Genomic DNA, 11,494 nt, shown 5'->3' on the forward strand with positions numbered 1-11,494 from the left:
ACCACATGGCGTAGTTCACGACCGTATCGACGACAAACTCAGGCCACACCTCAAACGGCAGCGCAAGGCCGCTGCGTTTTAAGACGCGGAGTTTGTCCTGGATAATCTCGTCGTGTTCAAGCTCAGCCCGAGTGGCAGGCAGCACAAAGCCCTCTGGAGCGCTCAGCGCACCAGAGGGAGATACATCGGATTGATGATGTTGTTCATCTGCGTAAAGCCAATCAATGAACCGTTTAATTGATTGAAACATCCTTAACCTACCTTTTGAGCTATCAAAACCAAAAAATACTGTATATAAAAACAGTACCACAAACATTTCGTTGCATACAATACCGATCAAAAACCGTTTGAGGCAAAAACACTGACCCCTAGGTTTGAACCCATTTCATGCACGAAATAAAAGTAACAGAGACGAAAAAATCAAGGCGAGAGAGCCCTGTACTCTGAATATTGGTAGGCGACACAGCACAGTTCGTGCATGACGCTAAGTCGAGCGCGAGGCTCGTCGGGTTTGATAGCACCAAAGCGATGTAGGCTAAGGGCAGTTAAGTATGCTTTCACTTTTTCCGTTTGAACTTGGAAAAAGCCGCGACACGTTTCAGAGAGCCATTTAAGGGGGGTTAACCCCGTGTGCTTGACTGCGCATTGGCAGACGGAGCAACTCTATAAAAATTGAACAGAGAGATCAAGTCCTTGGAGGAAAGCTGAGAAGGCAGGACACCGTTTGTTGATTCAGTATTGATGTGGTGATGAGTCATGTTCATCTGGACCAATAGACGATTGACTAAGCATCACAGAGGGGAAAGACGTCCCTCTTCATTGATATTAGGTAAATGTTTGAATTGGAACTATTGTCACATAAGAGCACAAGAATAAGGTGCGAGCCCCAGAGCATTAGGGGCTCGCAATAGTGCGCAGTGGGATGCGCGCACTAAATTTGGTGTCGGGGTGTAGTGCATGAGTGGTTTTTTAAAGAGCGCAATATTCGTTGCGCATGTGCAACACATGTTGCACATTACTCCCAATTACTAACTAGATCAAGTTCAGATAAAATAGAGGTTGAAAATAGCAAAGAGAAATAGACAAAGTGGATAAAACTGAAGTCGATTTAAGGATTCATGAGTTAATAAAAACTTATGTGTTATCTAGTGGTTTGAGTAATTCCGAGCTGGCTAGGCGGTGTGATGTTGATCGAGCAACAGTTGGTCGATGGTTGAAAAGCGGGAATATCTCAAGAAATAATTTGTTAAAACTATGCAAGGTATTGGGAATATCTCAGGCGACTTTTTTTGAAGTTATAGAACTACCAAAAGAAACATCAACTTTCTATAAAAAGAAAAAAGTAGTCATTACTAAGATAGAATCACTACCACAAAAAGATGCTGCATTACTAAGTGCAATCGATAAATTACTTTCTTAAGAAAATAGAATAAAACAGCACCTAATGTTGGTGCTGTTTGAAATAATGAGGCGCTTACAAAACATCTCTGAGATTTTTACGCTCCTCTATCTCTTCCTGCTTTGGAATGGTTCCGGGTAGCGTAATGTTTTTAGGATTTTTCTTAATGTTTTGCGTCGAATGAGCAGACTTAGACGCCTTAGATTTCAAACTAAATACATGTGGATTAATAGTAAGGTTCTGTCTCACTTCAACACTAAACTCTTTATTCTCATTTTCAGGTAAATAGTTGCACTTAAGGTACTTAATCGACAGCAATTCTTTGCTTCTCTTTAGCGTAAACATGCACTTTGTTAGTCGCATTATCGATGTTAAACCTGCGCCTGATGCCATGGTAATTTCTTGGTTACCACGGATCTCATCTTTATTCACGTGATGAACAAGCAACAAACTGGCACCTGATTCACTAGCAAGATTCTGAAAAACATTTTTGATTAAGCGATCATGTTTTACTTCCTCACAACGGCCTATTGATTCCGTTACAGTGTCGACGATCACTAAGTCAAATTCAGAGAAGGTTTTTTTGAGTTGTTCTAAATACTGCTTATGTTCTGTCTGTTCTTGTGCCGAGCTATCGGGTGGAATCACTATAGGTTCAATATCAGTTAGAAAGTGAAGATTGTTCTTTAACTCTGACTTTATAGTGGCAGTGCAATTAGCCAGCTTTTCTTTCATGCGTGATTGAATCACGCCGGCTCCGTCTTCTGAACTTAACACCAATGTTTTTGTGGGCTTGTCGGCTGTGCTCATCCCGAGTAAAGACATTGAAGAAGCGTGTTCCATTGCAATGCACAATGCTAGGTGAGACTTACCAACGTTAGGCGCAGCAATCAACATGCCAACATGTCCTTTAAGTAAACCTTTCAAGCTGAAGCTTAGGTTTTGACTTGCAGATGAAGACATCAAGCTATCAAGAGATTGAGTGATCATGATTCACCCTCCCCTATATAAAATATTTGTATGCCATTACCGACATCGCGAAATTGAAGACTGAAGTCTTTTTCAATTTGCACGGCATTGGCCAATAGATCTTTTCTGAGATCACTACGGAAGCTATGACTGACTTTCGAAGCAATTGATTGAATGTAGCTATCGAGTGCCCACTCAAACTTCTTGTTATGTAAGAATTCAGCTTTATGCGTAGTAATGTATTTTAAAAATGAACGAACCGACGGTTTACTGTAGTTGGTCATTTTGTGTTGTTCTAATCGATAGTAGTAACCATGGTCGCGTATTGCTTGCAACAGACGCATGTCTGGAACTAAGAACACATGGTTAGTGAGGTTCTTACTGTTTTTACGGCCTGTCTTAAATTTACTTCGGTCACAATAAAAACGGTAATCTTGAACAAACTCTAATGGCTTTTTGCCTACTACATTCTGTTCTTCATCAAGCTCATTGATCACCAAGTGGGCCGTTGCTAATTGAGTAATACGACGCTCTATTTGATCGTAGTTCGCGCGTGTGGTCGCCATGCCCATTCGGGTTGCTAATTCATACATGCTCATTGATAGAACGGTCGCGTCACGATCGATAAATGAATCAAAACCATCTTGTTGAGTATCTGATATATCACCATCAGTGATGGTTTGGTATACCTGTGACCAAGTTAAACGTGCTCCGGCATCATAGGAAGTATCGTCTAGTTGAATCGTTTGAGCATACGCCAACATGGTTTCTAAAATATCGCGATGTGGTTGAAGTAAGTAATCAACATGCAGGTCAACTCTGAAATTTTTTCCATAGCTATTGATGTTCACGCTTTCTAACGGATAGTTAGGATCGGTACCCCCGCTTTGTGCAATCTCGATGAGCTTGGATTGCATTGTGGATGTCAAACGTGAAGCTGGATGAAAGATGGTAGCTCTAGAAAATAGAATGGATGAGATGAACCGGTTCTTACGGTCCTCTTCATTAATAACCGTCAAACTAGAGCTAGATGTTGAAACCATGATCATTACCTAATAATGCGATAGTTTTATTTTAACAGATAGTCGTCATTAACTCACTTAGTTCGGTAGATATTTATACCATATCGGTAAATATCTATACTAGATCACATAAAACAACTATAAACTTCGGTAAATAATCACTTGGTTCGGTAAATGTTTAGTTGTATGCTAAAGATCTTCCATGAGGCATAAGGAAGCCGATTAATTCTATTTAAGGTTATATAATTGGTTTTTATTTGTAGTTGATCTACGAACTATGCCAAACATGATCATTCTACCTTTAAGATCGGTAAATATTCATATTCAACTTGTACGGTTCGGTAAATGTTTACATCGATGATCGTTAAATGTTGGTATTTAATCGGTAGATGTTTATATTAAATCGGTAAGTATTTATATAATTTCGGTCGATGTTGATAGTTTAAACAGCTATCTAAGAAACTAGAACCTTAAGGATCTAGTTTTAAATAATACCAACTTCACTGAGGTTCAGCCGGTGACTTAACAGGTAACATCAAATCTCTAGAGAGCTTTGATGTTACCTGTTAAGTAGGTGTTAATACTCTAACCCTATTATCTTCAAATTAGCTAATAACCATTACAAACCCTATGTAATTGATATGTTTTAATTTTATTAATCTATAGATTTTTGATCGCTTGATTATTCATTAATTCCTTATTTGATCGTTTAACTTTTTATTGTGTACCTGCATTTTAGGGTTTTACTACCCTGATCGTTGCGGGTGTTCGTCAGCAATATAAAATAAGTGGGTGGAGCTAAGTTCAAGGTAAGGAATTTCAATGATTCCTTACCTGAAAAATCACGGTTTAACTCACGTCAAAATGAGTGTCTGACTGACCTAACTCCTGCTCTATAATCTAAACACGGGTGTTTAATGAACACCTTCAGGCTGTTTTCGCAATTTCAGATACACTAATCCTACGAAAAACCTAAATTGACCTGATTTGGGATTGAACCAAAGCATGATGAACTAGCTCTGACAGTGGATCTCCAGCTCTAAAACGAAGAAACGCTAAACGGTGCCCACAAAGAATGCACTCAAACGGGTCAACCTTCACATACCCTTTCAGCATAGCGGCGTAACCTGGTATTTCAGGTGAGTCTTTAGGGGCGATGCCTTAGGCATCGTAGACCTTAGGGAGCATCTCACTGCGACGTCGGTTTGATAGAACCCCGAAGTATCGAATCATTTTGAAGTGCTTATCTGGGATATGCTCAATCATGCGCTCTATCAGTGCTTCTGGACTTAAAATGAGGGATTCAGTCCGACCATTCCTATGGTTGAGGTAATCAAACGTCACTAAGCCTCCCTAGAAGTTATGTCGTAAACGCGACGCCGATATAGGTGGGCGTTTAGGTATCGGCCGAGGTAAGTCATCGTGGGCGTCACGTTGGCCGTTTTCTTTGCAAAGTGCAGCCCTCTCCACTCAAATCTAACTCTGAGTAATAGGAGCCGAGAAGTTGAGTGATGGCGGCACGCCAACACTTCTCAGTAGTCTTAGCTTTAAAGAAAATGGGCTTCCAAAGGCCTGTCCTCTTACATAAGCCACCACGTGTGACAGACAAATGGATGTGCACATTCCAATTCAGTTTTCGGCCGTAGGTGTGAAGTGCACAGAACACACCAATATCGATATCCAGTTGCTTTGCCCATCCTAAGACGATTTTGGCTGCACAACTAAAGAGATGATTGAGAAGAAAACGATTATCCAGAAAGATAGGCCACAGCGTGTGTGGAAGCGTCAACGTAACGTGTTGATACTCACACTCAGGAAAGACATGTTGTTGCTTTCGTATCCACCGCTCTGTCGCTTTAATGCCACAACTGCTGCAAAAGCGAGATTTACACGTTTGATGGATGTATTTGTGATGAGTGCAGTTGGCATGGCTGCATCGGTACTCTTTATAGCCAAAAGCGGCGGCGCTGCAAGCGAGCATTTTAGTGACGTTTTAATGACGACGGTTCGGAGGGTTTCCCGATGTTTATTGAGATAGTTCAGCCAATTATCGTTAGCATTAAAGAGTTGTTTGATGGGCTTATTCGGAAACATAACCTATAGGATAAACGATTCATGCAAAGCACCCTAGTAGGTTGAGTATCTTTGTTTTCGACCGTAGGCCGTTCAGGCGACACCGTCGCCGGTTCTAATATCTGAATAATAAAACAACCCCCATTGTCCCCAAAAAATGCAATCGAAATCATCCAAATTATTCTTTAAACCATTTTGCCAATTTGAGTTCTTTTAATGGTTTAATTTTGGTCTTTAGTGATTTATAGTGTTTGTAAGCGATTAGGCACTAAGGATAACTCATGAGCACCATCATCGATTCATTGGAACAAGTCTGCGAGCGCATGCAGCAAGAGCAATCAGATCTGAAAGCTGTTATTACAGATCGTATGCAAATCAAAGTAACGGATACTGAAATAGATGGTAGCGTTGATCGCCTTATCTATAATCACTCGCTTAAGAAGAAAGAACTTCAAGAGCTCTTTGGTTTGTCACGAGTGACGTTTAACTCTCGAATAGATGAAGCGACGGAGCTGGGTATTGTTGGCGCGCCTATCATTCAAGGACGCACGCACCTCTATAACCGCTTTGATGTATCGAACATGATGGATTTCATGAGTTTCCCCAAATACAACCAGCGTTTTGAGCCTACGACCGTGGTTGTGGAGAACCACAAAGGGGGCACCGGTAAGTCTACGACTACCGTGACCTTAGCAACCGCGGCTGCACTAGACCTTAACCTTAATGCTCGCTGCCTAGTAATAGACTTAGACCCGCAAGGTTCTACTGGGCAAAACCTTATCCATCAAGCTGATGATGACTCGGTTTACATGACAGCAGTTGATATTGCATTATCAAAATTAGAGCCTGAAGGGGACTTTTCACAATATCTAAATGACTACAGTTTTGAAGAGTTGGTCAAAGCTATCCCATTTAAAACTCACCTCCCTAACTTAGATGTGATTCCTGCTTTTCCATCCGATGAGCGCTTTGTCGATAGTTATTGGGGGCAAGATGAGGCAGGGCAGGAGGCGTTGGTAAGTGTGCTTCGCGAAAAAATTCTGCCAATTCTTAAACAAGACTATGACCTGATTTTCATCGATACACCACCACAAAACTCCCCTATTTTATGGGCTGTGAATGAAGCTGCTGATGCGGTGCTTATCCCTGTGACTCCAAGGGAGTTTGATTTTGCATCAACCAGTAACTACATGGCTACCATGCCTGGTACGTTTAGGGCTTTGCCGTCTCAAGGGCAAAACCTGAAATGGGCGAAACTGCTTCCAGTTAACTTCGATGAAAAGAGTGCACATGAGGTGAAGGTGTTCGATAAATTATTACGTGCAGCCCAAGGGCACTTATTGTCTACCGCGATTCGTCATTCAGAAGCGTTTGTCGCGGCAGCGGAAAGCAATCGAACTGTGCTTGATATCCGTAAATCAGAGCAGATTTGCAGTGGCAAACAATTTGATTTGGCCATGACGTCCGTGAACGCGGTGTATCACCAATTCATTACTGAAATTAAGCAGCTTGCAACAAAGGGGCTATAACATGCAACGACCACAAGATAAGCGAACCGGCTTTAAGCAAGGCAACCAATTAGGTCAGCGAACTCAAGCCGAGACCCCTAAAAAAACATTCACTTTTGCTAGCGGTAAAGTTGCGACTGCAGAGCGTGTCATTGTGAAAGCCGATGAGCTTCAAGTTAAAACTGCGATTCATCCTTTAAATCCACGTCGCCAAGAGTCGCTCACCCTTGATTCTGTACGCGATATATTTTCAAGTATTCAGGAAGAGGGCGTGCATACTGAAGGTGTCGCGACCAAAGACGAGAAGGGCATTTACCAATTGCTTGATAGTTCTCGTCGTCGTTTCACTTGTGTACATGCACAAAAAGATCTACCTCTTTGGGTAATAGAGGGGGAGGTTGAACAATCTGATCTCGTTGCTTTTATTCAAACCACTCAATCGGTCAAGCGTTTGTCTTACCGAGAACTGGGTGCCGACTACCCAAGTATTATGCAAGAACAGAGCTTCACTAAGCTTGATGAACTCGCCGCATATTTGAATATTGGTCGTGAAACTTGTCGTAAGCGTTTGGCTGCTGCCTCGATTGATCAGCGTTTGATTGAAGCATTCCCAGATTGTGAAGGTATCCCGAACGGTTACTACGCTAAGCTAGCCAAGGTGGAAAAGCAGCTTGTAAAAGAGGGTACTAAGATCACTAGCTTTATTCGTTCTCTTTCTTTAAATCTTAGCGAGGTAGAGAGTGTCGAAGTTAAGCAGAAGAAAGTGTTAGAGGCCATTGAAGCTAAGCTTTCAAAAGGGGATGCTAAAGTCACTTGGGAAACCAAAGCTCTGGCTGAATTTGATGATAAGAACCAATACGCCAAGGTGTCGCGTAGTAGCGACAAGCGTGGACTTAAGATTGAGCTAAGCCGATTACCGGCTGATGTGTACGACGAAATTGTCCGGTTTATCTCTGATAAAGTACAAAAATAGAGCCTGATAACCCCGTCAATGAGCGGGGTTTTTAATGGGGACAATGGGGGTTGTTTTTGTATAGTGTTAGGCTGATATTATTGGAATAATAAAGTTTTGAACACTATATAGAGCTAGTACATTAATCTTTAACCGCTTATTATACCAATGTTTCTGAACTTCCTTCCTTTTGGTTTGGCAACTGACTTTTTCTCCCTTTCTGGATAGGGCTTTTCCCTTGGGAAAACCCTTCCCTTGACCCCTTTCCCCTTTGGCGCAGCCTACCCTTTGAAACAAAATACTAGCCTTCTGAACCACAGCGCTGGACGCAGGATATTAGGGGGATTGCTTCAATGTCGGTCGGTAGGCGGTGATTTGAATATTATTGGATATAGTTAATCGTAGTCAGGTTGCTTCAGACGTTTGCTTGGTGGTATTAGGTCAAAAAATAAGGGAGAGCAACGCTCTCCCTTTCTTGATTACGATGATAGGTCAATCATCTCATGTTGGCAGTGCTGACATTGTAATATCGTGACAGGCTGCTCTTGGCTATAGCGGTTATCTGCTCCAAACTCACCACGATCTAAGAACGGCGGCTCTTCGTTGGTTGGAATATCCAGAGGCTGTAATGCGCCCTGCTCTCCACAGTTGATGCAATATCATGGTTTGCTCCAAAGTTTAAAGCCGAGTGTATACGCCGGTCATGCGTTCAAAGGTCGCTTCCAATTGGTCGCAGTACACCATCGATTCACATTGAACCTCGATGACGTCACCGCGACGTGCGTTGACCTTTAAAGCGGTCACGGTATACGTGTCGTTGGCCTCCAACTCAATACGCACTTTATTGATGCCCTGCTTGGCTAACCTCGCCGGCAAGGCAAACAATAACCCCCGCTCGATGGCCACAAACTGTTTCGCGCCAGTCATCATGCTGAATCGGCGTCCTCCCAGTTGCATGAGGATGGTGTTGGCCACCTGCAGGCGTTGCGCTTTAGAATCGCTCATGCTTTCTCTCCCGTTTGTGTAAGGGAGAGTAGACAAAGCGCAAAGACCTCAGGGTCGCCATAAAGCTCAGGGTGCAAATACACATCCATGATGCGGCCTTCGTTGTCCATCACCATCAAGGCCCATAGCGTATTGTGCTCATCACAATAGTAGTGAAACTCACGGTACGGCTCTGGGTGGGTGCTCGGTGACACAAACAGTCCACCTGACGTTCTTCGCTCAATCAACGTGATAAGCTGAGATTGCCAGGAGAAGGCTGGACGGTGCACACGTTGTAAGTGAGCACCGTCCAGCATCGAGTGCGATAAGGTGAGGTGGGCCTTTAACGCGTCGCACGGCGGCAAGGTGGTCAGCTGCATGGACAAGGCTTGATAGACGGCGGCCGAATCAACTTGACCGTCATTATCAAAATGCAGGTCGGTTTGATTGGCCATGTTGTCGTCGAGCCAAGCCATCAGCTCAGTCAGTACATGATTCATATTGTTCATAGGTTGCTCCCGTTAAAATAAAAAAGGGAGCGTACCGGGAGGCAAGCTCCCGGTTAGGGTTGAATTATTGTCGGATCTCACGCATCGCCTGGGCGATGTGTTGCAAGGCCTTGTCAGCGCATTGCTCCAACGCTTGTCGGGTGGGATTGGGCTCTCGCTCAAGTAACCGTTTCAGTTGATTGGGAAACGCCTCCCCGTAGAAGAGGTATAATTTATCGGGCGCATCTATCTCAAACTGCGTCAGATATTGCTCGACCACAGGAATGACTGTTTCCAGTACGAGAGTGAAAAATTCCAAGTCCCCACCGTTTGAGACCTGCTCAAACAATAAGTGGTTGTCGTCGCCATACGGAAAGCCTTCTTTGAAATACGCAAAGGCTAAGGCATGGTTGGTTGATATGGGTTGCGTCATCATTGTGTCCTTAAAGGTCGATGGACACCCAAGCCCCAATGGGCATCAGATGCCCATTGGGGTAAGTTAAGACGTTAACGTCTTAACGCGTCGTTTGCTTGAGTAAGGATTTGGCTAACGCCACTTCCACACTGTCGCCATCACTGTTGAGAACATCCAATCCATTGTCCGGCATGTCGCCAGAGGTAGATTGGGTGACCGCTATCTTCTTGGCCATCAATTCAAGACACGCCATTTGCGCGCTGTCTTGGTAGCCTAAAAAGCTCACGTCCACGTCCTCTCGTTGACCAATACGCCAGCTGCGTCTGGCCGCTTGCATCAGCGTATAGACGTTATAGCCGGTGTTGGTAAACACAATCGAAGGGAACTCCAACAAGTCCAGGCCGGTCTTGACCAGCTCTGGGTTGGTGATGAGTACATCAATGCCTCTGTCCACCTGCTCCAGTATCCAATCTTCTCGGTCTTCGGTTTTTACGCTTGAACGCAGCACAGCGCATTTTAAGCCTTGGTCACTCAGCAGTGACTTGAGCCTCGATGCGGTGTCGCGTTTGCCAGTGTAAACGGTGTACACCAACGTCCGTCGGCCTTTACGTTTGTTCGCATTGACCATTTCAATGAGCTGTTGCTCTTTGGGGGTGGGCGTCTGCTCATCAAACAAAGCCGGAATATAAGCCAGGGTTTCTTGAGTGCGAGGGTGAGTCACCCTCTCTTCTCGAAACGCGCAATCTGGCCAGGCCAGCAGCGCACTCATGACCACGCCTAATAAGGTTTGGTCTCCAGCGGCCAACGCTTGACGAAGCCTCGCGGTTAAGCGTTGCTCCATGTCGGCGTAATGCATCTGCATCTCATCCTCCATGGCCACTTCAATAAAGTGCTCTTGGTAGTCTGGCAAAATGCCGTCACCCATGTCGGCCAGTTTGACGAACACCGTGTAAGGTAAGACGAATTTGGCCACTCCCATCGGCCCAAAACCGGGCGCGCGGGTTTGACTCGCTTTGACGTTCTTGCCTTTCGCGGTTTTGTGGTTCACATCGTGGGTCACTTTCATGATTTCCTTGATGATGCCGTGCTCTTGCGAAAACGAGAGGGCGGCGCTGCCGAGTTTTCCTCGGTGGTAACGATAGCCCTCTTCCATCATCACCGATGGCATGGTGCGCCACAGCAGATAAAAAAGGTCTTCCGCGTAGCCGCCCATCAGTGTTCCCGTCAGCAGTAAGCACTGTTTTACGCAGCCGGCGAGTACCTGCATGGCTTGGCCTTGCGCCGCCCCTGCGTTCTTATATTCGTGCGCCTCATCGATGATGAGCCAGTCAAAGAAGCCCTTCGGGAAGTTGCGTTTGATGAACTCACTCGCCTGGTAGTCGCCTTGACCAAACGCAAATTGCGTTTTGGCCAACTTGCGCTCAATGCGTTCAGATTGTCGGTCGTTAAACACAAACTCCCCGTCTTCATCGAGCAAGTTAACCAGTTCGTAGATGTTGTCCGTCAGCGCTTTCGCCAGCACGCGCTCACCCACGCCATCGATCAGCTTTCCTGCGGTGACTTTACCGATGGTCGGTAAGGTCTGCAGGGCGCGTGAAATCGTCTTGCTCAGGTTGTCGTGTTGGCGTTGACGTTTAAGCGTCCACAGCGGTGCGCTGCATACTTTACAGCTCTGTTGCACATC

General features: G+C 44.6%; 10 protein-coding genes and 1 pseudogene. 3 read left to right on the plus strand and 8 right to left on the minus strand.

All coding sequences use genetic code 11. The features are described from left to right. Positions 1-250 (minus strand): hypothetical protein (locus tag AB6D93_RS22880; RefSeq protein WP_372159199.1); only part of this gene is annotated, 250 nt, incomplete at its 3' end. Positions 251-1,087: 837 nt separating this feature from the next. Between AB6D93_RS22880 and AB6D93_RS22885 the strand changes: the two genes are divergently transcribed. After that, positions 1,088-1,420, plus strand: coding sequence for a helix-turn-helix domain-containing protein (locus AB6D93_RS22885; RefSeq protein ID WP_162299056.1), 333 nt, complete (start codon positions 1,088-1,090; stop codon positions 1,418-1,420). Between the two features lie 54 nt (positions 1,421-1,474). Here AB6D93_RS22885 and AB6D93_RS22890 read toward each other — a convergent pair whose 3' ends face one another. The 3 genes and pseudogenes from AB6D93_RS22890 to AB6D93_RS22900 all read right to left on the minus strand — a co-directional run bounded on the left by AB6D93_RS22890 (position 1,475) and on the right by AB6D93_RS22900 (position 5,484). Then, positions 1,475-2,389 carry an AAA family ATPase gene (locus AB6D93_RS22890; protein WP_372159200.1) on the minus strand — a complete coding sequence of 305 codons (915 nt, stop codon included), beginning with the start codon at positions 2,387-2,389 and terminating at the stop codon, positions 1,475-1,477. Beyond that, positions 2,386-3,411 (minus strand): DNA mismatch repair protein, encoded by a 1,026-nt coding sequence (locus AB6D93_RS22895; RefSeq protein WP_372159202.1) that lies wholly within the window; start codon positions 3,409-3,411, stop codon positions 2,386-2,388. The genes AB6D93_RS22890 and AB6D93_RS22895 overlap by 4 nt, the downstream gene beginning before the upstream one ends. Before the next feature lie 951 nt (positions 3,412-4,362). Next, positions 4,363-5,484 (minus strand): annotated as a pseudogene (locus tag AB6D93_RS22900) (IS91 family transposase). Positions 5,485-5,744: 260 nt separating this feature from the next. On the opposite strand from AB6D93_RS22900, the gene AB6D93_RS22905 reads away from it, so the two are divergent. Beyond that, positions 5,745-6,992: a ParA family protein gene (locus tag AB6D93_RS22905; RefSeq protein ID WP_372159203.1), complete on the plus strand. Its 1,248-nt coding sequence runs from the start codon at positions 5,745-5,747 to the stop codon at positions 6,990-6,992. Between the two features lies 1 nt (position 6,993). Continuing rightward, positions 6,994-7,944, plus strand: coding sequence for a ParB family protein (locus tag AB6D93_RS22910; RefSeq protein ID WP_372159205.1), 951 nt, complete (start codon positions 6,994-6,996; stop codon positions 7,942-7,944). A 657-nt stretch (positions 7,945-8,601) separates the two neighbouring features. On the opposite strand, the gene AB6D93_RS22915 is transcribed toward AB6D93_RS22910, so the two are convergent. From AB6D93_RS22915 to AB6D93_RS22930, 4 genes are all read right to left on the minus strand, one after another. Continuing rightward, entirely contained in the window at positions 8,602-8,928 is a 327-nt protein-coding gene (locus AB6D93_RS22915; protein WP_372159206.1) for a hypothetical protein, read from the minus strand. Next, positions 8,925-9,416: a hypothetical protein gene (locus AB6D93_RS22920; protein WP_372159207.1), complete on the minus strand. Its 492-nt coding sequence runs from the start codon at positions 9,414-9,416 to the stop codon at positions 8,925-8,927. The genes AB6D93_RS22915 and AB6D93_RS22920 overlap by 4 nt, the downstream gene beginning before the upstream one ends. Positions 9,417-9,480: 64 nt before the next feature. After that, the gene (locus AB6D93_RS22925; protein WP_237297713.1) at positions 9,481-9,831 is read right to left on the minus strand and encodes a hypothetical protein; all 351 of its coding nucleotides are present in this window, start codon (positions 9,829-9,831) and stop codon (positions 9,481-9,483) included. Positions 9,832-9,910: 79 nt separating this feature from the next. Further along, positions 9,911-11,494: helicase-related protein (locus AB6D93_RS22930; RefSeq protein ID WP_372159208.1), on the minus strand; the 1,584-nt coding region annotated here is incomplete at its 5' end.

Source organism: Vibrio sp. 10N.247.310.23 (assembly GCF_041467155.1).
Classification (GTDB): Bacteria; Pseudomonadota; Gammaproteobacteria; order Enterobacterales; family Vibrionaceae; genus Vibrio; species Vibrio crassostreae_C.